Origin of the sequence: Sphingobium sp. CECT 9361 (genome assembly GCF_918741285.1) — a bacterium.
GTDB lineage: Bacteria > Pseudomonadota > Alphaproteobacteria > Sphingomonadales > Sphingomonadaceae > Sphingobium.
In genome coordinates this window covers 132,174-156,232 of the sequence record NZ_CAKKNC010000001.1, presented here as the reverse complement: position 1 = coordinate 156,232, position 24,059 = coordinate 132,174, and the positions used below count along the sequence as shown (strand labels likewise).

Genomic DNA, 24,059 nt, shown 5'->3' with positions numbered 1-24,059 from the left:
GCAGGCGGAAGAGGAAACGCCCTTCCCCTGCCCGCCTCACTTGCTAAGGTGCCGCACATGTTGAAAATTATCCCCGCCATCGCCGCACTGATCCTCGCCACGCCCGCACTTGCGCAAACCGCGCCGTCGCCCATCGATCCCAAACAGATCGAAAGCAGCGTCCGCACGCTTGCTTCGGACCTGTTGGAAGGGCGCGCGCCGGGTTCGGCGGGCGAAGATCGCACCATCGGCTATCTGATCGCGCGCTTTCAGGCGCTGGGGCTGGAACCCGGCGGACCCGATGGCCAATGGACGCAGCCGGTGCCGCTGCTCCACACGAAACTGGGCGCAGCGAAGGCGCTTGGCGTTTCGGTGAAGGGCAAGGCGACGCCCTGGAACGTGGGCAAGGACGTCTATCTCTCCACCCTGCAACCCGCCGACACCGTTGCCGTGGCAAACGCGCCTATGGTGTTCGTAGGCTATGGCGTAAAAGCGCCAGAGCGCGACTGGGACGATTTCAAGGGCGCGGACCTGAAGGGCAAAGTCGCCGTCTTCCTCGTCAACGATCCCGATTTCGAAGCCATCAAGGGCGACGACGCCTTCGACAAGTTCGGCGGGCGGACCATGACCTATTATGGCCGCTGGACCTACAAGTTCGAGGAAGCGGCGCGACAGGGGGCCATTGGCGCGCTTATCGTCCACGACACACCGGGGGCCGGCTATGGATGGAACGTAGTCGTCAGCCCGCAAGGCGAAAATTACGATCTGGTGCGCGATGCGGACAAGGTGACCAGCCTGCAGGTGCAAGGCTGGATCGAAGGCAGCGCCGCGACGAAGCTGTTCGCCGATGCAGGGCTGGACCTGTCGGCTTTGCGCAAGGCGGCGCGGAGCAAGACGTTCAAACCCGTGCCATTGCCGGGTGCGACGTTCGCCGCGACCTTCCCGGTTACGCGCGAAGTGGTGCAGAGCAAGAATGTGCTGGCGAAGATTCCCGGTGCCAAACGTCCCGATGAAATCGTGATGTTCGGCGCGCATTGGGACGCTTACGGCAAGGGACCAGCCGACGCGGAAGGCCGCATCTATCGCGCCGGGGCCAATGACGACGCGCTCGGCATCGCGGGACTGTTTGAGATTGCGCGTGCCATCAAGTCAGGGCCGCCCCCTGCCCGTTCCGTCGTGTTTGCGGCATGGACAGCGGAGGAGCGCGGGCTTCTCGGATCAGAAAGCTATGCCACGCATCCGGTCTACCCGCCGGAGAAAACCGTCGCGAACCTTGCGCTGGATATCCTGCAGACGGCGGGATCGGCAAAGGACGTGATCCTCGTCGGCGTCGGCCAAGGCACGCTGGAAGACGATCTCGCCACCTTCGCAAAGGCGCAGGGGCGGACGGTGACGCCCGAAAATCTTCCGGAACGTGGCCTGTTCTATCGCGCCGATCACTTTTCGATGGCGAAGCGTGGTGTGCCGGTGCTGCTGATGATGGGTATCGCCGGTGCCGCTGACCTGGCGCAGGGCGGACGCGCCGCTGGGCAGGCGTGGATCGATAGCTATACCGGAAAATGCTATCATCAGGCCTGCGATGCGTGGGACGCGACATGGAATCTGGACGGTGCGGTGCAGGATATCGACCTGATGCTGCGGATCGGCAGCGATCTGGCCAATGGAACGCGCTGGCCGGAGTGGAAACCGGGCAGCGAGTTCAAGGCCATTCGAGACAAGAGCGCGTCAACCCGGAAATAAACGATCAGGCGTTCATTTCCTCCAGCCACTCCACCATGATCGCCCCATCACCGCTTCTGATTAGGAGCGGAATCGGCATCGAACGTCTTGAATCCGCTAGAGCTTCCGCGATCTTCTCACGCATCATCGCGTCCAGCGCGGCCTCCTCCGATCCATGGCCGTAAGCCTGCGCGTATGACTTCGCTGATCGATGCATGGCGACCGATCGACAAGTGCCTCCACCCGTTCGGCCAACGGACCTCAGATGACGGTACTGGCCTGGATGCCCGACTGGGCATGACTAATCTGCGCGATATGACAATGTCATATAGTTGCGCGGCGCAACTCATGCAGCGGAAAAGGCCTCCGTCCGGGGGGGACGAAGGCCTTTTGCAAACCGTCTGACCGGTGCCTTATGCTGCCAGCTTGCGCAGCACGTAGGGCAGGATGCCACCGTTCAGGAAGTAATCCAGTTCGTTCACGGTATCGATGCGGCACAGCGCTTCGAAGGTGAAGGTCGAACCGTCGGCGCGGGTGACCTGCACCGGCACCATCTGGCGTGGCTTGAGGCCCGAGACGCCGGTGATGGTGAAAGTCTCATCGCCGGTGAGGCCCAGCGTTTCGCGGCTCTGCCCTTCGGCGAACTGCAACGGCAACACGCCCATGCCGACCAGGTTCGAACGGTGAATACGCTCAAAGCTTTCGGTGATGACGACGCGCACGCCCAGCAGATTGGTGCCCTTCGCGGCCCAGTCGCGCGACGATCCGGTGCCATATTCCTTCCCTGCGATCACGACCAGCGGCGTGCCGTCGGCCTTGTGGCGCATCGCTGCGTCATAGATCGGCATGGTTTCGCCATTGTAGCGAGTCATGCCGCCTTCGACGCCGTCCAGCATCTGGTTCTTGATGCGGATGTTGGCGAAGGTGCCGCGCATCATCACTTCATGATGGCCACGGCGTGCGCCATAGCTGTTGAAGTCTGCCTGTGCGACCTGATGTTCCTGCAACCAGACACCGGCAGGCGAAGATGCCTTGATGTTGCCGGCGGGCGAGATGTGATCGGTGGTGATCGAATCGCCGAAGATCGCCAGCGGCTTGGCCTCGATGATGTCCGCAACCGGCGCAGGGGTCATGCCCATGCCTTCGAAATAGGGCGGGTTGGCGACATAGGTGGAACCTGCGCGCCATGTGTAGGTGTCCGAACCCGTCACGTCGATCGCCTGCCAGCGCGCATCGCCCGTAAAGACCGTGGAGTAGCGGCTGACGAACATTTCACGGGTCAGTGCGCCGTCCATTACCGAACGGATTTCGTCGTTGCTGGGCCAGATGTCCTTCAGATAGACGTCCTGCCCATCCTTGCCCTGACCGATCGGCGTTGCAACGAAGTCGGTCGTGACCGATCCTTTGAGCGCATAAGCGACGACCAGCGGCGGCGACGCGAGGAAGTTGGCGCGCACATCGGCGGACACGCGGCCTTCGAAGTTGCGGTTGCCCGACAGGACCGAGGCAGCGACGATGTCGTTGTTGTTGATCGCGGCGCTGATCGCAGGCGCCAGCGGACCGGAGTTACCGATGCAGGTGGTGCAGCCATAACCGACAAGGTTGAAGCCGACCGCATCGAGATATTCGGTCAGACCTGCCTTGTTCAGATAATCGGTAACAACCTGCGAACCGGGGGCCAGCGATGTCTTCACCCAGGGCTTGGGCGTCAGGCCGAATTCGACGGCCTTCTTCGCGACCAGACCGGCAGCGACAAGAACGGAGGGGTTCGATGTGTTAGTGCAGGAGGTGATGGCGGCGATCACCACGTCACCATCGCCAATGCCATGATCCTTTCCGTCCACATCGACACGCACGGGTGCGCTCTTCTTGTAGACCTTTTCCAGATCGGCGTTGAACACATCGTCGACCTGCGACAGGATGACCTTGTCCTGCGGGCGCTTGGGACCGGCGAGCGACGGCTGGACGGTGCCCATGTCGAGTTCCAGCGTATCGGTGAATACCGGATCGGCGTCCTCGACGTTCAGCCAGAAGCCCTGTGCCTTGGCATAGGCTTCGACCAGTGCGATGTTCTCTTCGGTACGACCGGTGAGGCGCATGTAATCCAGCGTCTTGCCGTCGATCGGGAAGAAGCCGCATGTCGCACCATATTCCGGTGCCATGTTGGCGATGGTTGCGCGGTCAGCAAGCGACAAAGCCGACACGCCCGGACCGTAAAATTCGACGAAGCGACCGACGACGCCCTTGGCGCGCAGCATCTGTGTCACGGTCAACACCAGATCGGTGGCGGTGATGCCTTCGGCCAGCGTACCCGTCAGCTTGAAGCCGACGACTTCGGGGATGAGCATCGAGACCGGCTGACCGAGCATCGCCGCTTCCGCTTCGATGCCGCCGACGCCCCAGCCGAGCACGCCCAGGCCGTTGATCATCGTTGTGTGGCTGTCGGTGCCTACGCAGGTGTCGGGATACGCAACCGTCGCGCCCGAAGAATCGACCGAGGACCACACCGCCTGGGCGATGTTCTCAAGGTTCACCTGATGGCAGATGCCGGTGCCAGGAGGCACGACCTTGAAGTTGTCCAGGCTCTTGCTGCCCCATTTCAGGAAGTCATAGCGTTCGGCGTTGCGCTGATATTCCAGTTCGACGTTGTCTTCGAACGCCTTTGGCGTGCCGAATTCATCGACCATGACCGAGTGATCGATGACGAGATGCACGGGGACCAGCGGATTGATCTTGGTCGCGTCGGCACCCAGCGCGTTCATCGCGTCGCGCATGGCGGCCAGATCGACGACGCAGGGAACGCCGGTGAAATCCTGCATCAGCACGCGCGCGGGGCGATATTGGATTTCGCGCTGCGACTTGCCCTTGTCGGCTTGCCAATCGATGATCGCCTGAATGTCCTCGACCGTGACCGTCACGCCATCCTCGAAGCGGAGCAGGTTTTCCAGCAGCACCTTCATGCTGAACGGCAGGCGGGATACGTCGCCCAGCTTGGCAGCCGCTTTCTTCAGGCTGTAAAAGGCAATGTCCTTGCCGCCGACGCTGAGCGTGTCGCGGGTGCTGAGGGTGTCCTGTCCGATGGCTGTCATAGGTCGCGCGTCTCCGTCACAAAGGCTGCTGACCACACGGATGGGGGAGGATGCGACAAGATGCGACCGGGCCGATAGGACGTCAGACGAAGGGCGCCCAGAAACCCTGTCGCACCATACATCAACCGGCGGTCAAAGCGGGTAAATCCCGGTGCGCCTGCGCCATAGCGCATGGCGACACGGAGTCAACGGGCGCAGGGCCAAACACACGAGAAAGCGCAGTCTCGCACGGTCGAAAACGCCCCCGCAGTTTAATATTCGATCGATTTCGTCGTAAGAGGGAAACAACTCGCCGCCCAGGTGTTGGTGTGGATTATGTGTGAAGGGAGGCCCGTCGTGAACATGTTGAGCGCTTCTTCTCCAGAGCGAATGGGTGCCCAGCAAGTGGCGCGACCTATGCCCTTGTATCGCCCTAACATAGCAAATCCCTGCCCCGGATGCGGGAAAAGCCATTGGCTCGTGGGGCGCGTGATGGCTCAATGCGCCTTTTGCGAGACAGCAATGCCGCTGGCGCATGGCTGGCGATTGGAAAGCCTCGCGCCAGACTAAGCCCGAGTACCATTCGATGCGACTGCGTAACGTTCAGCTTTCAGACAGCTATCGCGTCGCAATAGTCATGGCCCATGAGCCTTTCCGCCCTTTTTAGTGTAATCGTTGCCGCACTGCTGGCCAGCCTTTTGCCAGGATCTGGGCAAAAGAACACGGTACAGGACTGCGCCAAAGCATCACCTTCCAAAGATAGGGATCATGGCACGAAGGCTGGTTTGGATGAAGGCGAACGCCATTTCATCCTGATGTAGGTGCCTCAGCCTACAGTTTCGTCCAGCAGCGCCTTGGCTTCCTTGCTCTGCCAATCCATCGCACCGATCACCCGTGCTACTTCCTTCCCCTCGGCATTATAGAGCACACTGGTCGGCAGCAAGCCGGTGGCATAGTGGAACCCGAACTGATTTTCCGGGTCCAGCCACCCCTTGAGATGCGTAAATTTGCGCTTGGCGAAGAAGGGATCGACCTGCGCCGCGCCCTGGCTGTCCTGCGATATCGTCAGCACTTGCAGCCCCTTGGCCGCATAATTGCCAGCGACTGCATCCAGCGTCGGCATTTCGGCAACACATGGCGTGCACCATGTCGCCCACAGATTGACCAGCAAGGGTTTGCCCGCAAAATCCTGCAGCGTTGCATCGCCGCCATCCGGCGCAGCAAAGGTGAACTTTGGCGCGGGCGTGCCCGCTTTGCTGCGATCCAGCGTGAATTTGAACGCGGCACTATCCTCCGCCTCGCCTGTGCTGGGCACTTCATCGGGCGTCGCAGTGGCCGTCACACTAGCGGACGACGCATTGATCGCAGCGTCTTGCCCGGAAGGCGGGGATTGCCTATCGCATGCGCCAAGCACGCCGGTCATCAGGAGCAAGGCCATTACGGATCGCAAGGAAGTCTCCAATAGCATGTGGGGCGGGCGTTTTGCCGCCGGCCCGGCTTCAGTCATGCGCGAGATAAACGCCTCTATCCCCTTCGACAAGCGATTGTCGCAACAGGATATCGCCGGATCGAAGGCGCATGTCGCCATGCTGGGGCAACAAGGCATCGTTTCGGCCGAGGATGCGGCAACGATCAGCGCCGGTCTGGATCGGGTCGCCGCCGAATATGCGGCGAACGGCGTACCCGTCGATCTCGACCTTGAAGATATTCACATGGTCACCGAATCGCGGCTGGCCGAATTGATCGGGCCGGTTGCCGGACGACTCCACACCGCGCGCTCCCGCAACGATCAGGTCGCGACCGATTTGCGCCTCTGGGTGCGCGACGCCATCGATCAGGTCGAAGCGGGCCTCGCCGCCTTGCAATCCGCGTTGCTGACGCGCGCCGAAGACCATGCCGATGCGGTGATGCCCGGCTTCACCCATTTGCAGTCGGCACAGCCCGTGACGCTGGGGCACCATCTAATGGCCTATCACGCGATGATCGGCCGGGACCGGTCGCGCTTTGCAGATGCGCGTGTGCGGATGAACGAATGTCCGCTGGGCGCGGCGGCCTTGGCTGGCACGGGCTTTCCAATCGACCGCCATGCAACGGCGGTGGCGCTGGGCTTCGACCGGCCCACCGGCAACAGCCTGGACAGCGTATCGGATCGCGACTTTGCGCTCGATTACCTGATGGCCGCAACACAGTGCAGCCTTCACCTTTCCCGCCTGGCCGAAGAATTCGTCATCTGGGCGAGCCAGCCCTTCGGCTTCGTAAAGCTGCCCGACGCCTATTCCACCGGCAGTTCGATCATGCCGCAAAAGCGCAATCCCGACGCGGCGGAACTGGTGCGCGGCCATGCCGGACGGATCGCAGGCTGCATGACGGCACTCGTCATCACAATGAAGGGCCTGCCGCTAGCTTATTCCAAGGATATGCAGGACGACAAACCGCCGGTGTTCGAGGCGCACGACCTGCTGGGCCTGTCGATTGCCGCAATGACCGGCATGATCGAGACGGTCACGTTCCGTACCGACCGGATGCGCGCGCTGGCCGAGAGCGGCTATGCAACCGCCACCGATCTGGCCGACTGGCTGGTGCGCGAAGCCAATGTGCCGTTCCGCGAAGCCCATCATATCACCGGTCGCGCCGTCAAACTGGCCGAGGATCGCGGGCTACAGCTTGCCGATCTGCCACTCGCGGACCTCCAGGACATCGACGCGCGAATCACCGACGGCCTCTATGCCGTGCTGACGGTTGACGCATCGGTCGCCAGCCGCCGCAGCCATGGCGGCACCGCCCCCGATCAGGTGCGCGCCCGCATTGCCGAAGCCCGCGCCAAGGAGCATGCCGCATGACCCGTAAACTGGCGATCAGCCTCGCTCTGTTGGCAACACTTGCGGCCTGTGGCGGACGCCAGGCGCTCAAGCCCGCAGAGGGCGCGCGGCCAATCCCCACAGCGCTCGGCGCCACTGCCCCGCAAACGGCACAGGAACTGATGACGCCCTCCACGCAGTCCCGCCCCGAACGCAATGCGGAATTATTGACACAATCGAAGGAACGCACTGACGATCCATTCGACTTGCCGCCCAGCGCCCACTAAGCGACGCTCATGGATCATTTCGAATATCGCGACGGCGCCATGCACGTCGAACAGGTGCCGATGGCGGCCATCGCCGATGCCGTCGGCACGCCCGTCTACGTCTATTCCACTGCAACGCTGACGCGCCATGTCGGCGTGTTTCGCGAAGCGCTTGGCGCGCTCGACAATCCGCTCATCGCCTTTGCGGTGAAGGCCAATCCCAATGCAGCGGTGCTGGCCACGCTCGCCAAGCTGGGGCTTGGCGCCGATGTCGTGTCGGGGGGCGAGTTGCTGCGCGCCTTGGCGGCAGGCATCCCGGCGGACCGCGTCGTGTTTTCCGGCGTCGGCAAGACCGAAGAGGAAATGCGACTCGCACTCGAAAAGGGCATTTTCCAGTTCAATCTGGAAAGCGAACCGGAAGCCGAAATGCTCAATGCCGTCGCGGTGGCAATGGGCAAGGTCGCGCGCGTCGCCTATCGCATCAATCCCGATGTAGATGCTGGCACCCATGCCAAGATTTCGACGGGCAAGTCGGAAAACAAGTTCGGCATCCCTTATGATCGCGCCATCGCCGCCTATGATCGCGCTGCGCAGTTGCCGGGCCTGGATGTCCAGGGCGTTGCCGTCCATATCGGCAGCCAGTTGACCGACCTTGCGCCTTTGGAAGCGGCGTTCGTGAAAGTCGGCGCACTGATCGAAGCCTTGGGTGACGAAGGCCACGATATCCGCACCGCCGATCTGGGCGGTGGCCTTGGCGTGCCTTACGATCCCGCTTTGCCCGTCCCCCCCAGCCCCGCCGCCTATGGTGCGATGGTGACGCGTGTGACGCAGGATTGGGGCGTGCGGCTGATGTTCGAGCCGGGGCGCGTCATCGTCGGCAACGCCGGTGCCCTTATTTCGCGCGTGGTGCGGGTGAAGCAAGGCGCGACACAGCCTTTCGTGATCGTCGACGCGGCCATGAACGACCTCCTCCGCCCCAGCCTCTACGACGCATGGCATGATATTCGCGCCGTGAAACCCAGCGGAAAGTCGACCACCGCCAATGTCGTCGGCCCGGTGTGCGAAAGCGGCGATACTTTCGCGACGAACCGCGCGATGGATCATGTGCAGGCCGGCGATCTCGTCGCCTTCATGACGGCAGGCGCTTATGGCGCGACGATGGCCAACACCTATAACAGCCGCGCGCTCACGCCCGAAGTGCTGGTATCGGGCGACAAATGGGCCATCGTGCGCCCCCGCCCGCCGATCCAGACGCTGATCGACGGCGACATCATCCCCGACTGGGCCAAGTAGGGCCAATGCATAGCCTGCCGCTGTTCGTTCGACTGGCGGATCGGCCTGTAATCCTGCTGGGTGAAGGCGAAGCGGCAGACGCCAAGCGCCGGTTGCTGGAACGGGCAGGCGCGCGGATCGTCGACGAAGACGCGCAAGCGGCGCTCGCCATTGTCGCCATTGACGACGATGCCGATGCGGAAGCCGCCATCGCAAGACTGAAGGCGCGCGGCATATTGGTGAACGCCGTCGATCGGCCCACCCTGTGCGATTTCACTTTGCCCGCCATCGTCGATCGCGATCCGGTGTTGATCGCCGTGGGAACCGGCGGCGCGTCGGCGGGATTGGCCAAAGTGGTAAGGCAGCGGATCGAAGCGTTGCTCCCCGCAACGCTCGGCGCACTGGCGCTAGCACTGGAAGCCGCGCGGCCCATGATGAAAGAACGCTGGCCGCTTCCTGCGCAAAGGCGACGGGCGCTGGATGCAGCCCTCGCCAGCGGTGGGATGCTGGACCCGCTCGCCGTGCAGGATGCCGAAGCAACCGCGCGCTGGCTGGCGTCTGCGGGGGAACCTGTGGCGGATCGGATGATCGCTATCCTGCTGACATCGGGCGATCCCGACGACCTGACGCTTGGCACGGCCAGATTGATGGGTGAAGCGGATCGCATCTACCATGCTGCCAATGTACCGGCGGCGATCCTCACGCGTGCGCGTGCCGATGCACAGCGCATAATGACCGAAACAGCCCCAACCGAGCCGGGTCCCGGCCTGTCGCTCTGGCTGGAAATTGCGGCGGGTTAGGCCTGCGCGCGCGCCGCGTTGAGTTGCGCGAGTTGTTCGGTCAACATCTGGATGGATTGCGCAATCCGTGTCCGGTCGGCCGTCAGTTCCTCCAACTGGTTGCGCGCCTCGCCCAGTTCGACGGCGCGGCGGGCGATCCGGGCATCCAGCGTTTCGTTGTGGCGCTTGAGATCCGCGATCCGCTGAGCGCGCGAAACGATGTGACGGATGCGCGCATCCAGCACCTCGAAATCGAAGGGTTTGACGATCTGGTCGTCCGCCCCGGCCTCCAGCGCTTCGACAATGGCGGACGGATCGCTTCGCCCCGTGATCATCAGCGTGCTGGCGCCTACCATCATGCCGGACGCCTGCATCTTGCGCAGCGTGTCCACTCCGGACAACGCCGTCATGCCCATGTCCAGAATGATAAGATCGAACCGCTGGGCATTCAGGAAGGACAATCCGGCAAAGCCATTCTGGGCCAGCACCACGTCATGTCCCATGTGCGAAAGCCGACGCCCGATGACGGACAGCGCCGTGGGATTTTCATCGACCACTAGCAACCGCAGGCGGCGCGACGGGGCCGACGCGGTATCTCGAACATCTGGCGTGATATTCTGGCTGCGGGGAAATCGGAACATGGCGACAATTCCAGGCTTTTGGAACCTGACGTTTAGTCACCCGACTGCAAAGAAATAGTTAACGCCGCATCAACCTTCGCGAAACCGGTTGGCTTCCATTGCGGTACGCAAGGCCCCGTCCACAACCCGCCTGCCGCCTGGACCATGCGTCACCACCACGCAATCGCAAGTCGCAACGCACTCACCGTTCTGGAACGCGGCTGCATAAATCGTCCAGCTCGTATTGCCGATCTTTGCAATGGAGCAGCCCACGGTCACTTCGTCAGGGAAGTGTGCTTCCTGCAGATATTCGACATGCACCGATGCGATGAGCCAGCGGACACCCTGATCCTGCGGATGGCGACCCAGATGCCGATGAAAGTGGACGCGTGCCGTCTCGAAAATTCCGGCCATGGCGACATTGTTGACGTGCCCCATGATGTCGAGATCACGAAACCGTGTGGCCATGGTTTTGACGAAGGGATAGCGATCGATTTCGAGGCGCCAGGGGGCGGGCTTTGCCATATCCAGCCTTTCGCGGTCGGGACAAAAATAGTGTCGCTTGTGCTTAGCCCCCCTCTCGCAATATGCAATCGGGCTAAGCCGTGGAAGTGCCACAAATTCCGGAATTGCAGCCTTTATGACACAATCTAAGACATTTTTGCCCAAGGTCGCCTTCGATGCGTGTGCTTTGCTGGGCGAAGGGCCGCGCTGGCATGGGGCCGAGCACCGGCTGTACTGGGTGGATATCGCCGCCAACACACTTCATCGGTTCGATCCGACGACGGGTATGAACGAAACACGCCTCTTTCACGCGCCAGTCGGATGCTTTGCCTTTGACGCAAAAGGGGGCCTGTTGCTGGCAATGAAGGATGGCTTTGCGACGCTGGCCGATTGGGACGCCGATCCCGTGCCGTTCGGCGATCAGATCTTCGCCGATCGCCCCGACATTCGCTTCAACGACGGGCGCACCGATCCGCAGGGCCGCTTTTGGGCCGGCAGCGTCAACATGACCAAGTCCGCGCAGGATGCCGCCCTTTATCGGCTGGATGGCGATGGCACGATCAAGGAGATCGAAAGCGGTATGCTGACCTGCAACGGCGCAGCGTTCAGCGCCGACGGACGACGATTCTACCACAGTGACACGCCCACCCATGCGGCCCGCGCCTATGACTATGATCCCGACACCGGCACGCTGTCCGGTCGCCGCATCCTGCATCAGTTTCCCTTGGGTAAAGGACGCCCCGATGGCGGATCGGTCGATGAAGAAGGCTGTTACTGGACGGCGCTGTTTGACGGCGGTCGTGTTGTCCGATTGGCGCCGGACGGCGCGATTCTGATGGAGGTCGCATTGCCCGTCACTCGTCCGACGATGATCGCGTTCGGCGAAGACGATCGCCGCACCGCCTTTGTCACCACGGCCCGCACCGGGCTGACCGAAGCGCAACTGACCACCCAGCCATTGGCAGGCGCAATTTTCTCGTTCCGCGTTGATGTGCCGGGCCTACCCGAATGGCCATTTGCGCGGCCATAGAAATTCTTGGTCGAAGGGAAGGCTCTGGGCGCTGTACAGGCGCAGCATATTACTAAAGGCAATATCCATGTCCCTAACGCATCTCCAACGTCTGGAAGCCGAAAGCATCCACATCCTGCGGGAAGTGGTGGCCGAGGCAGAGCGCCCGGTAATGCTCTATTCCGTGGGCAAGGACAGCGCCGTCATGCTGCATCTGGCCAAGAAGGCCTTCTACCCTTCGCCGCCGCCCTTCCCGCTTCTTCATGTCGATACGACGTGGAAGTTCCGGGCGATGTACGAATTGCGCGAAAAGGCCGCGCGTGACGCGGGCATGGAATTGCTGGTCTATCAAAACCCGGAAGCGATTGAGAAAGGGATCAACCCGTTCGATCACGGCCCCCTGCACACCGACATGTGGAAGACCGAAGGGCTGAAGCAAGCACTCGACCTCCATGGCTTCGACGCGGCCTTCGGTGGCGCGCGGCGCGACGAGGAAAAGAGCCGCGCCAAGGAGCGCGTGTTCAGCTTCCGCTCGGCCAATCATCGCTGGGATCCCAAGCAGCAGCGCCCCGAACTGTGGCGTCTCTACAATGCGCGCAAGGCGAAGGGCGAATCGATGCGCGTCTTCCCGATCAGCAACTGGACCGAGCTCGACATCTGGCAATATATCCATCTGGAAAATATCGAGATCGTCCCGCTTTATTTCTCCGCCCCCCGCCCCACGGTCGAACGTGACGGCATGTTGCTGATGGTCGATGACGACCGTTTCCCGCTGGCCCCCGGCGAAGTGCCGGTCGAACGCTCCATCCGCTTCCGCACCTTGGGCTGCTATCCGCTCACCGGCGCAGTCGAGAGCGAAGCGACCACCTTGCCGCAGGTCATTCAGGAAATGCTGCTGACGACCACATCGGAACGCCAGGGCCGCGCCATCGACAAGGATTCGGGCGGCGCAGGCATGGAGAAGAAGAAGCAGGAAGGTTACTTCTGATGACGGACGTAATCTACAAGACCGATGCGCTGATCGCTTCCGACATCGACGCCTATCTCGAAACGCATCAGCACAAGACGATGCTACGGTTCATCACCTGCGGGTCGGTGGACGATGGCAAGTCGACGCTGATCGGGCGGCTGCTTTACGACAGCAAACAGATTTTCGAGGATCAGCTTGCCAGCCTTGAAGCCGACAGCAAGAAAATGGGCACGCAGGGGCAGGAGATCGACTTCGCCCTGCTGGTGGACGGTCTCGCTGCGGAGCGCGAACAGGGCATCACTATCGACGTTGCCTATCGTTTCTTCGCTACCGAAAAGCGCAAATTCATCGTCGCCGATACGCCGGGGCATGAACAATATACCCGCAACATGGTCACGGGCGCATCCACCGCTGATCTGGCCGTCATCCTGATCGATGCGCGCAAGGGCATTCTCACCCAAACCCGGCGGCACAGCTATTTGGCGCACCTCATCGGCATCCGGCATATCGTGCTGGCGGTGAACAAGATGGACCTCGTGGGGTACGATCAGGCGACGTACGACGCTATCGTCGCCGATTACGCGACCTTCGCAAAGAGCATCGGCATAGAGAGCTTCACGCCTATGCCGATCAGCGGGTTCAAGGGCGACAACATCACCGGCGCCAGCGACAACACGCCCTGGTACACTGGCCCGACGCTCATGCAGCATCTCGAAAGCGTCGTAGTCGATACCGATGCGCAGGCGGATCAGTCGTTCCGCATGGCGGTGCAGTGGGTCAACCGTCCAAACCTCGACTTCCGCGGCTTTTCCGGCATGATCGCCAGCGGTACGATTGCACCGGGCGACAGCATCCGCGTGCTGCCTAGCGGCAAGACCAGCACCGTCGCGCGCATCGTGACGCTGGACGGCGATCTGCCGCAGGCCGTCGCGGGGCAATCGGTCACCCTCACCCTTGCCGACGAAGTCGATTGCAGCCGTGGGGATATGATCGCCGCCGCCGCCGACCCCGTCGCCACCGCCGACCAGTTCGAAGCAACCATCGTCTGGATGGACGAAGCCGAAATGCTCCCCGGCCGCCCCTATTGGATGAAGATCGGCACGCAAACGGTCTCCGCAACCATCCAGCAGCCCAAATATCAGGTCAACGTCAACACCCTGGAGCAACTCGCCGCAAAGACGCTGGAACTGAACGCCATCGGCGTGGCCAATCTTTCCACCGACCGGGCCATTCCCTTCGCGCCTTATGCGGAGAATCACGATCTGGGCGGCTTCATCCTCATCGACCGGATGACCAACCGCACGGTCGGCGCAGGCATGATCCATTTCGCGCTGCGCCGTGCTGAGAATATCCACTGGCAGGCCGTCGATGTCAGCCGCGAGGCCCATGCCGCGCAAAAGAGCCAGTCGCCCAAGCTGCTCTGGTTCACGGGCCTCAGCGGATCGGGCAAATCGACCATCGCCAACATCGTCGAGAAAAAGCTGTATGCACTGGGCAAGCACAGCTTCCTGCTGGACGGCGACAATGTCCGTCATGGCCTCAACCGCGATCTGGGCTTTACCGATGCCGACCGTGTGGAAAACATCCGCCGCGTGGGCGAAGTCGCCAAGCTGATGACCGACGCAGGCCTGATCGTCATCACCGCCTTCATTTCCCCCTTCCGGGCCGAACGCGACATGGTGCGCGCCTTGCTCCCGGCGGATACGTTCGTCGAAGTCCACATCGACACGCCGCTGGCGGACGCAGAAGCACGCGACGTAAAGGGCCTGTATGCCAAGGCCCGCAGCGGTGCGCTCAAGAACTTCACTGGCATCGACTCCCCTTATGAGGCACCTGTGAACCCTGAAATCCGCATCGACACCACCCGGCTGACGGCAGAGCAGGCAGCGGATATCATCGTGGAAAATGTCATAGGCATCTGGAGTCACGATCTGTGAGCGACCCCGTATACGATCTTGCTGCCGACGCCGCGCTGGCCGCCGAACTGGCAGAGGAAGCCGGGCGTATCCTGCTCGATGTGCGCGTAAGCGGCCGGTTCGAGGGCAAGGCGATGGGCGCGGAGGGGGACCATGTCGCCAACGCCTATCTGGTCGAAGCTTTGATGGCACAGCGGCCCGACGACGGCCTGCTGTCCGAAGAGCGCAAGTGCGACGGATCGCGCCTCGACAAATCGCGTGTATGGATCGTCGATCCGCTCGACGGCACACGCGAATATGGCGAAGGCCGCGACGATTGGGCCGTGCATGTCGCCTTAGCGGTCAAGGGCGTGGCGACGGTCGGCGCGGTTGCCCTCCCCGGGCTCGGCCTGACCCTGCGATCGGACCGGCCGCAGCCCTTGCCCCCGCTCAACGCCCCCCTGCGGATGCTCGTATCCCGCAGCCGCCCCGCTGCCGAAGCCGTAGCCGTTGCCCAGACGCTTGGCGCGGACCTCGTCCCCATGGGGTCGGCAGGCGCGAAAGCGATGGCCGTCGTCCGCGGCGAAGCGGACATCTATCTCCACAGCGGCGGCCAATATGAATGGGACAATTGCGCCCCGGCTGCCGTCGCTCTGGCGTACGGCCTCCATTGCGTCAGGCTCGATGGGCAGCCTTTGGTCTATAACCGGGACGACCCCTATCTGCCCGACTTGCTGATCTGTCGTGCAGAGGTCGCCGACGCCGTGACGCAGGCTATGGCTTCCCTCTAGCTCAGAGCCTCATCGAGCAACCGCGCCAGACGCAAGCCGCCGCGCTCGATCTGCAACCGCACCGCCGGAATCTGCGCTTCGATCTGTGCCTCGCTCATTGTGCCACGCACATCGCCATGCGGCGCACACACATCGGCACCGCGAATGGCGGCATAGGCGACGTCGCGGCTGATCTGCCAGCTTTCCCGGCTCCAGTCCTCGGTTGTGCCAGTCGCCATCTGAGCGCGCTCTTCGGCGTTATAGGCGCGCACCAGCGGCGGCGGCTGCGATATGCCGCGTTCCGCCAGATAGCCGTCCCAGATGCTGTGCAGGTTCAGGCGCGGATTGGCGACGATGCCATAATCCGCCTTCGCCCGGTTGCCGCCCAGATCGCCATCGTCCCCTGCGTGCAACGGCTGATGCAGATCGCCGACGAAATGGACAAGGAACGCCAGCGCCATCAGCCTTTCGCGCGCCGGAACGCTGCGATCCTTCAGCAATCGCGCATTGCGGTCGATCTGCGCCGACACGCAGTTGCCGTCCGGACACACGGATTTCACATCGAACGGCTTGCAGATGCCGACATTCTGATAATGCCAGTTATAGGCGTAGCTGAACCGGTCCCCCAGCGTCTTGATGCAATCGGGCCAGACGCTCGCCTGCTCGATGGTCTTGAGCGGACACGTGGGCGTCGCCAGTTCCGGCGCATGGCGCAGCAGCGCGGCAATTTCACGCCGCGCCGTGGTACTGACATTCGCCTGTGCAATACTGGCGACGGTTTCATGACCATATTCCCACCACGCAAAGGCAGGCGTCGGTAAAAGGGCCAGCATGGCAGCCAGCAGCGTGAATATCCGCGCGCGCATCAGCCTTCATCGCCGTAAATGGCGACATGGCGCGCGCCGTCGGCGCTGGCCGACCCGCGATACATGGCGGTCGTGTTGAACAGCCACGCGCACTGCCCGTCCGGCGCGGCCATGATGACCCCGCCGACACCGCCCATCTCGCCCAGCTCCGCAAACACGGCCTGCGCTGCCTGATCCAGCGTCTCTCCGGTAAACCGCACGCGCGCCGCAATTTCATGCGCGATCCCGATGCGGATGAAAAACTCGCCCGCGCCGGTCGCGGACACCGCGCAAGCCCGGTCGTCGGCATATGTCCCCGCCCCGATCAGCGGCGTGTCCCCTACCCTACCCCAGCGCTTGCCGGTCAGCCCGCCGGTCGACGTAGCCGCCGCGACATGGCCGTGCACATCGCTCGCCACTGCGCCAACGGTGCCATATTTCATGTCGATATCGAACGCGCTGCCCGACCGGCTTTTCACTTCCTCAAGCTGCCGCAGCCGCTCTGGCGTTGCGAACCATTCCGGCCCCGCCTGCTCCAGCCCCTGCTCCACGGAAAACATGTCCGCGCCCTCGCTCCCCAGCAATACATGCGGGCTGTGCGCCATCACAGCGCGGGCCAGGCTGACGGGATTACGCGTCGCCGTCGTACGCGCCACGGCCCCGGCATTGCGATCCCTCCCGTCCATAATCGCCGCGTCCATTTCGTTGCGGCCTTCAAAGGTGAACACCGATCCGCGCCCCGCATTGAAATGCGGATCGTCCTCCAGCACACGGACCGCCGCCTCTACCGCATCGAGCGCACTGCCGCCCGCCCGCAGAATCGCTTCGCCCACATCCAGCCCCGCCGACAGCCCTGCCCGCGCGCCGGCATCTTCTTCTGCCGTCAGCAAGTCGCGCGTCATGCTACCCGCCCCGCCATGTATGGCAAGCGTCCAGCGGGAATGTGCAGTGTCGGGCATGATGTAGGGACTCATATTCGCGGGGGATGCGCCCTCTTTAACGTCACACGCATAATCGACAACCTCGCGCCCTTCTAACCGTCATGCAAAGCGTCTATAGAGGCTTCAACAACTGGAGCTTTTCATGTCCGACCATAATCCCGGCCTGCGTCCCTGGCGCGACATCGCGCGGCGGCAAAGCCGTCAGATCATGGTCGGCAAGGTGCCTGTCGGCGGTGGCGCGCCCGTCACTGTGCAGACGATGACCAACACGCTGACGCATGACGTGCGCGGAACCGTCGATCAGATTCGCCGGTGCGAAGAGGCTGGCGTGGACATCATCCGCGTCTCCTGCCCCGACAAGGAATCGACCACGGCCCTGAAACAGATCGTGCGCGCGTCGAAAGTGCCGATCGTCGCCGACATCCACTTCCACTACAAGCACGCGCTGGAAGCCGCCGACGCAGGCGCAGCCTGCCTGCGCATCAATCCGGGCAATATCGGATCATCGGCGCGCGTGAAGGAAGTCGTCGACGCTGCGAAAGCCAATGGCTGCGCGATCCGCATCGGCGTCAACGCAGGGTCGCTGGAACGCGATCTCCTCGAAAAATATGGCGAGCCTTGCCCCGAAGCACTGGTCGAAAGCGCGCTCGACCATATCAAGCTGCTACAGGATCAGGATTTCCACGAATATAAGGTCGCGGTGAAGGCCAGCGACGTGTTCCTTGCCGTCGCGGCCTATATGCAACTGGCCGACGCCGTCGATTGCCCGCTGCATCTGGGCATTACCGAAGCAGGCGGCCTGATCGGCGGCACGGTGAAGAGCGCCATCGGCATCGGCAATCTGCTGTGGGCGGGCGTGGGTGACACCATCCGCGTTTCGCTTTCCGCCGAACCCGAAGAAGAAGTGCGCGTCGGCTACGAAATCCTTAAGTCCCTGGGCATCCGCACCCGCGGCGTCCGCGTCGTTTCCTGCCCCAGTTGCGCGCGCCAAGGCTTCGACGTGATCCGTACCGTGCAGGCTCTGGAAGAGCGCCTGCAACATATTCAGACACCCCTGTCGCTCTCCGTCCTCGGCTGCGTCGTCAACGGCCCCGGCGAAGCCCGCGAAACCGACATCGGCATCACCGGCGGCGGCAACGGCAAGCACATGGTCTACCTCTCCGGCGTCACAGACCACCATGTCCAGGACGCAGGCATGATCGACCACATCGTAAAGCTGGTCGAAGCGAAGGCTGCCGAGATCGAAGCGGAAACGACGGACGCGGGCGCAGCGGAGAGCGTAGCGGCAGAGTAAAGCTGCGCCGCAACGCCCTAGCCACCACCAAATGACCGCCCGCCCCGTTCCTTTCGCACTGGCCTTTGCCGTGTGCTGCGCTGGCGTGGCGTTCTTCTCCGTCATGGATGCGGTGATGAAGGGGCTCAGCCTCGCCATCGGCGTCTACAACGCACTGCTATGGCGCGCGCTTGCCGGCACGATCATTGGGATCGTCGGCATGGCCGTGCTGCGCAATCCCTGGCCTATCGGGTCCGTCCTGCGCATTCACCTGCTGCGTGGCGCTGTCGTGGCGATGATGGCGCTCTTCTTCTTTTATGCGCTGACCAAACTCCCCTTGGCCGAAGCCATTGCGCTGTCCTTCATCGCCCCGCTGATCGCACTTTATCTCGCCGCGTTGCTTCTGAAGGAACGGATCGGCCGCAATACGATATGGGCATCGGTGCTGGGATTGATCGGCGTGGGCATTATTGTGTCCGGACGTCTGCGCGGCGCATACGACCCAGAGGCGCTTCTGGGCGCCGCCGCCGTGCTATTCTCCGCGATATTGTTCGCGTGGAATCTCATCATTCAAAAACAGCAGGCCGACGTCGCCTCGCCTGTCGAGGTGGCCTTTTTCCAGCACCTCGTGATGCTGGGCATATTTGCAGTCTTCGCGCCCTTTTTGGCGGTGGTCCCCGCCCTTGCCCATGTGCCGATGATCGTCGGCGCAGCCGCCATCGCCTTTACTTCGCTCATGTGCCTCAGTTGGGCCTATGCCCGTGCCGAGGCGCAAAGCCTTATCCCCGTGGAATATAGCGCCTTCATCTGGGCCGCGATCATGGGATGGCTGTTTTTCTCAGAGCGGCTGACCGTCACCACCATTGCGGGAACCGTGCTGATCGTGGCCGGATGCCTCATCGCCGCGCGCCGCAATCCGCAGCTTGTTCATGTCGAAGGAAGCGTCACTTGACCGTCACCATCCGCAATGCCGAACCGCACGACATCGACCTGATCCACGGCTTCATCCTTGCTCTGGCCGAATATGAAAAGCTCGCCCACGAAGTGCGCGCCGACCGCGAAGTCCTCGCCCGGCACCTCTTCGGACCGCGGCCGATGGCCGAAGTGCTGATCGCGCAGCAGAACGACAAACCCGTCGGCTTCGCGCTGTTCTTCCACAATTTTTCCACGTTCGAAGGGCGTCCGGGCATTTATCTGGAAGACCTGTTCGTCGATCCTCAGGCGCGCGGCTGTGGCGCAGGCAAAGCCTTGCTCGCCGCTCTCGCCCGTCTGACGATAGAGCGCGATTGCGCGCGGCTCGAATGGTCGGTGCTGGACTGGAACACCCCCGCCATCGATTTCTACCGCGCCATCGGCGCGCGCCCCATGGACGGCTGGACGATTCAGCGCATGGACGGCGATGCGCTTGTCGCACTTGCCAGTGCCGGACTCTTGACGGGGACTCGTGGTTAAGAGACAAAGGGGCATCCAGAACATTTGAAGCACGAAACGGGGATCATAGTGGCCAGCCGGGCATCGAAGCGCACGCCGGAATGGCGGCAAATGCTGAAGCGCAGCCTGATTCGCAGCGGCGCGCTGATCGGGGCGAGCGCGCTGTATGTGCTCAGCTTGTTCCTGCTACTGGCCCTTCTCAGCTATCATCCCAGCGATCCGTCGCTCAACACCGTCGCGGGCGGCTTTGCGCAGAACGTCATGCAGACGCCCGGCGCGTACACCTCCGATTTCCTCCTGTGGCTGCTCGGCGTACCCGCTGCGCTTCTCCTTCCGCTGATTCTGGTCTGCGCACGACGCCTGTGGGGCGATCAGGACATGAGCGGCTGGCAGGGGCAGGTCGGCAAGTGCCTGACCGGCATCGTCCTTGTCGGCATCGGCCTGTCCTTATTCCAGACGCAACCGCTCGTGGCACTCCCCGCCGGATGGGGTGGCATCGTCGGCATGTTGAACGCCAATGGTATGATGAGCCTGACCGCCATGGCCCCCGAAGCAGGCCAGCCGTGGATCATCGGCCTGCTGGTCATCCTCACACTCGTGACCGGCGGCTGGCTCTGGTATCGCAGCCTCGCTCTGGAAAAGCCGCTCATTCACTTAAAGCGCCCCAGCCTGCCACGCTTCAACCTGACAAAGCGCCTGCCCGCGCCTGCTGGTGAAGCAGCGCCAGCGATGGAAGAGCGCGAAGTCGCGCCGCGCCGCGCCGTGTCCAACGAACCCAAGCCGCCGATCAACATCCAGACGCCCAAGCCTGCCGCCGCGCCGCGCCCCTTCGCGCCTGTCTCGCGGCAGGATGATCTGTTCGGCCACAGCTCGCTGCCCTCCACCGAATTGCTGACCGAAGCGCCGCCAAGCCAGGTCGTGAAGATCGACAAAGCCGCGCTGGAACGCAACGCCCGCCTCCTCGAAAGCGTGCTCGACGATTTCCATGTGAAGGGCCACATCACCGAAGTGAAGCCCGGCCCGGTCGTCACCATGTACGAACTGGAACCGGCGGCGGGCATCAAGGCCAGCCGCGTCATCGCGCTGGCGGATGACATCGCCCGCAACATGTCGGCACTGTCGGCGCGCGTTGCGACCATCCCCGGCCGCACCGTGATCGGTATCGAACTGCCCAATATCAAGCGCGAGTCAGTCGTCCTGCGCGAACTGATCGAAAGCGAGCAATTCGCCGATCAACAGGCGTCGCTGCCTATCGTCTTGGGCAAGAACATCTCCGGCGACGCGGTGATCGCAGACCTCGCCCCCATGCCGCATCTGCTGATTGCAGGCACCACCGGATCGGGTAAATCGGTCGGCCTGAACTGCATGATCCTGTCGCTGCTGTATCGGATGACCCCCGATTCGCTGCGGCTCATCATGATCGATCCCAAGATGCTGGAACTGTCGACCTATGACGACATCCCGCATCTGCTCTCGCCGGTCGTTACCGAACCGCAAAAGGCGATCCGCGCGCTCAAATGGGCAGTCGAACAGATGGAGGATCGCTATCGCATGATGGCGTCGATCTCCGTCCGCAACCTCGCCAATTACAATGAAAAGGTCCGCGCCGCGAAGGCCAAGGGCAAGCCTTTGGGTCGCCGCGTCCAGACCGGCTACAATCCCGAAACCGGCCAGCCGATCTACGAGGAAGAACAGCTCGATTTCCAGCCGCTGCCGCAGATCGTAATCGTGGTCGACGAGCTGGCCGACCTGATGATGACCGCAGGCAAGGAAGTCGAATTCCTGATCCAGCGCCTCGCGCAAAAGGCGCGCGCGGCGGGCATCCACCTGATCCTCGCAACCCAGCGCCCCTCGGTCGATGTCATCACCGGCGTTATCAAGGCGAACCTGCCGACCCGCATCAGCTTCTTCGTCACGTCGAAGATCGACAGCCGCACCATCCTGGGCGAGCAGGGGGCCGAGCAATTGCTGGGCAAGGGCGACATGCTCTACATGGCGGGCGGCAAGCAATTGACGCGCGTCCACGGCCCGTTCGTCAGCGACGATGAAGTCCGCGCCGTCGCCGATCACTGGCGTTCGCAGGGCAAACCCGATTACATCTCCGCCGTCACCGAAGAACCCGAAGAAGGCAGCTTCGCGCTGGATGGCGTCGATCTTGGCGACGACAGCCCGGACGCGAACCTGTATCGCAAGGCCTGCCAACTGGTGTTCGAGAACCAGAAAGCCTCGACAAGCTGGCTGCAACGCCAGCTTCGCGTCGGTTACAACAGCGCCGCGCGCCTCATCGAACGCATGGAAAACGAAGGCCTCGTCGGCGCGCCCAACCATGTCGGCCGCCGCGAAGTGTTGAGAGACGAAGCGGGCAACCCGCTTTAGGGAACGAATCCCCTCCTCATGCCGTTCACAAAAGAGCGGGATTGAGGAGACGGATGATGACACAAAGCAGGACGGGTAAAGCCCGGCTTACGGTATCGATGAGCCTGGCACTCGCTGCGGCAACGCTGGTCGGCGGATGTTCCGGGTCGATGTATGGCGACGGGCCGCAATCGGCATCGTACAGGCAATATGATTATAACCGGCCTGACCCGGCCTATGGCGGCTATTATGCCGACCGCTACTATCGCGACGATGCGCGCTATCGGGAGCGCCATCTTAGCCGGAACGATCGCGTCTATCGCGGCCAGAATGGGCAATATTACTGCCGTCGTCCCGATGGTACGACCGGCCTGATCGCAGGCGGTATTGCCGGTGGCGTTCTGGGCAACCTGATTGCGCCGGGTGACTCCAAAACGCTGGGCACATTGCTGGGCGCAGCGGGCGGTGCCGTGGCTGGATCGGCCATCAGCAAGAGCGGCGCGCGCTGCCGCTGATCCTGTTTCAGAAAAACCAATGCTCCCGGTGCCTGCGCGCCGGGGGCATTTCTATTTCCGATGCTGGCAAGCAAGGCTCTGTCCTACAGCACCAAACGCCGTCATACTCGTTTCGGGTCTTTCCATGTCGGTCGTCTTGCGGCGTCCGGAGGTAGCCCATATGCGCGATGTTAGAGAAGTTAGGGAACATTGGAGGTTCACTGCAGGTTCAAAGCCGTCCCTTTATGCCGACTGTTTAACAAACCGGAGATACCTTCATGAAGCGCATCGCGCTTGCCCTCGCGGCGACACCTTTGGCGCTGGCGGCGGTCCTGCCGACCGCCCCTGCCATCGCGCAACAGGATCAATCCGACCTGCAAAAGGTCAACGCATACATCCGCGCCGTCACCTCCATGACGGCTGACTTTGCACAGACTGACAAGAACGGTCAGGTCGTGACCGGCAAGATCACGCTCAAGCAACCCGGCAAGATCCGCTTCCAGTATCAAAAGGGCATTCCCCTCCTGATCGTCGGCGATGGCAAGGCGCTCACAATGATCGACTATGAAGTGCGACAGGTGCAGCGTTGGCCGATCGGCAGTTCGCCTCTGGGCGCGCTGCTCGATCCCAACAAGGATCTCTCCAAATTCGGCAAAGTCATCCAGACGGGCGATCCCACGGTTCTGAGTGTCGAAGCACGCGATCCAAAGCGCCCCGAATTCGGTACGATCACGATGGTCTTCAAACGCAAACCGGCTTCGCCCGCGGGACTGGAACTGTACGGCTGGGTCGCACTCGATTCGCAGAATAACCGCACGACGATTCGCCTGACCAACCACCGTTACGGCGTTCCCATTGCCGATTCTGCCTTCCGCTGGACCGATCCCAGGCCGCGTGGACGGTCAGGCGGCTGACGAAACGAAACGCCCACGCGATAAAAATCGACCCTCCGCGATTCTTTCCAAGCCTGTTAATCTGGCGCTCATATGCCAGCCGCTAGATAGGAGTCACGGCACGAGCAGCCCCTGGGATTTCCCCCCTGTTACCCCGGCTGCTGCTCGTGTCGCGAAG

Annotated in this window: 22 protein-coding genes; 16 read left to right on the top strand and 6 right to left on the bottom strand. The window is 62.4% G+C overall.

The features are described from left to right. Positions 1–57 precede the first annotated feature (57 nt). Entirely contained in the window at positions 58–1,719 is a 1,662-nt protein-coding gene (locus LQ220_RS00710) for a M28 family metallopeptidase (RefSeq protein WP_230186372.1), read from the top strand. 392 nt (positions 1,720–2,111) lie between these two features. On the opposite strand, the gene acnA is transcribed toward LQ220_RS00710, so the two are convergent. Next, the gene (gene acnA / locus LQ220_RS00705; RefSeq protein WP_230186371.1) at positions 2,112–4,787 is read right to left on the bottom strand and encodes an aconitate hydratase AcnA; all 2,676 of its coding nucleotides are present in this window, start codon (positions 4,785–4,787) and stop codon (positions 2,112–2,114) included. Between the two features lie 623 nt (positions 4,788–5,410). Here acnA and LQ220_RS00700 point away from each other — a divergent pair. After that, a complete protein-coding gene (locus LQ220_RS00700; protein ID WP_230186370.1) occupies positions 5,411–5,587 on the top strand; it encodes a hypothetical protein in 177 nt (58 codons plus the stop codon). Between the two features lie 5 nt (positions 5,588–5,592). Here the strand turns inward: LQ220_RS00700 and LQ220_RS00695 are convergent, their stop codons facing one another. After that, a complete protein-coding gene (locus LQ220_RS00695; protein ID WP_230187211.1) occupies positions 5,593–6,204 on the bottom strand; it encodes a TlpA disulfide reductase family protein in 612 nt (203 codons plus the stop codon). A gap of 28 nt (positions 6,205–6,232) precedes the next feature. On the opposite strand from LQ220_RS00695, the gene argH reads away from it, so the two are divergent. From argH to LQ220_RS00675, 4 genes are read left to right on the top strand one after another with little or no spacing between them, the layout of a single operon-like run. Next, positions 6,233–7,606, top strand: a complete 1,374-nt coding sequence (gene argH / locus LQ220_RS00690) for an argininosuccinate lyase (RefSeq protein WP_230186369.1) — start codon at positions 6,233–6,235, stop codon at positions 7,604–7,606. Continuing rightward, positions 7,603–7,851, top strand: coding sequence for a hypothetical protein (locus tag LQ220_RS00685; protein WP_230186368.1), 249 nt, complete (start codon positions 7,603–7,605; stop codon positions 7,849–7,851). Before argH ends, LQ220_RS00685 begins: the two co-directional genes overlap by 4 nt. A 9-nt stretch (positions 7,852–7,860) precedes the next feature. After that, the gene (gene lysA, locus LQ220_RS00680) at positions 7,861–9,123 is read left to right on the top strand and encodes a diaminopimelate decarboxylase (RefSeq protein WP_230186367.1); all 1,263 of its coding nucleotides are present in this window, start codon (positions 7,861–7,863) and stop codon (positions 9,121–9,123) included. A 5-nt stretch (positions 9,124–9,128) separates the two neighbouring features. Beyond that, the gene (locus tag LQ220_RS00675) at positions 9,129–9,902 is read left to right on the top strand and encodes an NAD(P)-dependent oxidoreductase (protein WP_230186366.1); all 774 of its coding nucleotides are present in this window, start codon (positions 9,129–9,131) and stop codon (positions 9,900–9,902) included. On the opposite strand, the gene LQ220_RS24845 is transcribed toward LQ220_RS00675, so the two are convergent. After that, entirely contained in the window at positions 9,899–10,522 is a 624-nt protein-coding gene (locus LQ220_RS24845) for a response regulator (protein ID WP_290369000.1), read from the bottom strand. The two genes, LQ220_RS00675 and LQ220_RS24845, sit on opposite strands and share 4 nt — an antisense overlap. Before the next feature lie 69 nt (positions 10,523–10,591). Further along, positions 10,592–11,026 carry a thioesterase family protein gene (locus LQ220_RS00660; protein WP_230186365.1) on the bottom strand — a complete coding sequence of 145 codons (435 nt, stop codon included), beginning with the start codon at positions 11,024–11,026 and terminating at the stop codon, positions 10,592–10,594. Positions 11,027–11,141: 115 nt separating this feature from the next. Between LQ220_RS00660 and LQ220_RS00655 the strand changes: the two genes are divergently transcribed. From LQ220_RS00655 to LQ220_RS00640, 4 genes are all read left to right on the top strand, one after another. Continuing rightward, the gene (locus LQ220_RS00655; RefSeq protein WP_230186364.1) at positions 11,142–12,035 is read left to right on the top strand and encodes an SMP-30/gluconolactonase/LRE family protein; all 894 of its coding nucleotides are present in this window, start codon (positions 11,142–11,144) and stop codon (positions 12,033–12,035) included. A gap of 67 nt (positions 12,036–12,102) precedes the next feature. After that, positions 12,103–13,002, top strand: coding sequence for a sulfate adenylyltransferase subunit CysD (gene cysD, locus LQ220_RS00650; protein WP_230186363.1), 900 nt, complete (start codon positions 12,103–12,105; stop codon positions 13,000–13,002). After that, positions 13,002–14,921, top strand: a complete 1,920-nt coding sequence (gene cysN, locus LQ220_RS00645) for a sulfate adenylyltransferase subunit CysN (protein ID WP_230186362.1) — start codon at positions 13,002–13,004, stop codon at positions 14,919–14,921. Before cysD ends, cysN begins: the two co-directional genes overlap by 1 nt. Next, on the top strand, positions 14,918–15,670 hold the full coding sequence (locus tag LQ220_RS00640) for a 3'(2'),5'-bisphosphate nucleotidase CysQ (protein WP_230186361.1): 753 nt from the start codon (positions 14,918–14,920) through the stop codon (positions 15,668–15,670). Before cysN ends, LQ220_RS00640 begins: the two co-directional genes overlap by 4 nt. On the opposite strand, the gene LQ220_RS00635 is transcribed toward LQ220_RS00640, so the two are convergent. Together LQ220_RS00635 and LQ220_RS00630 are read right to left on the bottom strand one after the other, a co-directional pair. After that, complete coding sequence (locus LQ220_RS00635; RefSeq protein WP_230186360.1) at positions 15,667–16,515, bottom strand: S1/P1 nuclease; 849 nt, start codon at positions 16,513–16,515, stop codon at positions 15,667–15,669. The two genes, LQ220_RS00640 and LQ220_RS00635, sit on opposite strands and share 4 nt — an antisense overlap. Continuing rightward, entirely contained in the window at positions 16,515–17,453 is a 939-nt protein-coding gene (locus LQ220_RS00630; protein ID WP_230186359.1) for an isoaspartyl peptidase/L-asparaginase, read from the bottom strand. Before LQ220_RS00630 ends, LQ220_RS00635 begins: the two co-directional genes overlap by 1 nt. A gap of 124 nt (positions 17,454–17,577) precedes the next feature. Between LQ220_RS00630 and ispG the strand changes: the two genes are divergently transcribed. The 6 genes from ispG (at position 17,578) to LQ220_RS00600 (ending at position 23,902) form a co-directional block, all read left to right on the top strand. Beyond that, positions 17,578–18,729 (top strand): flavodoxin-dependent (E)-4-hydroxy-3-methylbut-2-enyl-diphosphate synthase, encoded by a 1,152-nt coding sequence (ispG, locus tag LQ220_RS00625; RefSeq protein WP_230186358.1) that lies wholly within the window; start codon positions 17,578–17,580, stop codon positions 18,727–18,729. Positions 18,730–18,760: 31 nt separating this feature from the next. Then, positions 18,761–19,660, top strand: coding sequence for a DMT family transporter (locus tag LQ220_RS00620; protein ID WP_230186357.1), 900 nt, complete (start codon positions 18,761–18,763; stop codon positions 19,658–19,660). Beyond that, positions 19,657–20,160 (top strand): GNAT family N-acetyltransferase, encoded by a 504-nt coding sequence (locus LQ220_RS00615; protein WP_230186356.1) that lies wholly within the window; start codon positions 19,657–19,659, stop codon positions 20,158–20,160. Before LQ220_RS00620 ends, LQ220_RS00615 begins: the two co-directional genes overlap by 4 nt. Before the next feature lie 90 nt (positions 20,161–20,250). Continuing rightward, positions 20,251–22,515 (top strand): DNA translocase FtsK 4TM domain-containing protein, encoded by a 2,265-nt coding sequence (locus tag LQ220_RS00610; protein WP_230187210.1) that lies wholly within the window; start codon positions 20,251–20,253, stop codon positions 22,513–22,515. A 53-nt stretch (positions 22,516–22,568) separates the two neighbouring features. Then, the gene (locus tag LQ220_RS00605) at positions 22,569–23,009 is read left to right on the top strand and encodes a glycine zipper 2TM domain-containing protein (RefSeq protein ID WP_230186355.1); all 441 of its coding nucleotides are present in this window, start codon (positions 22,569–22,571) and stop codon (positions 23,007–23,009) included. A gap of 257 nt (positions 23,010–23,266) precedes the next feature. Then, positions 23,267–23,902, top strand: coding sequence for an outer membrane lipoprotein carrier protein LolA (locus tag LQ220_RS00600; RefSeq protein ID WP_230186354.1), 636 nt, complete (start codon positions 23,267–23,269; stop codon positions 23,900–23,902). Positions 23,903–24,059: the final 157 nt, after the last annotated feature.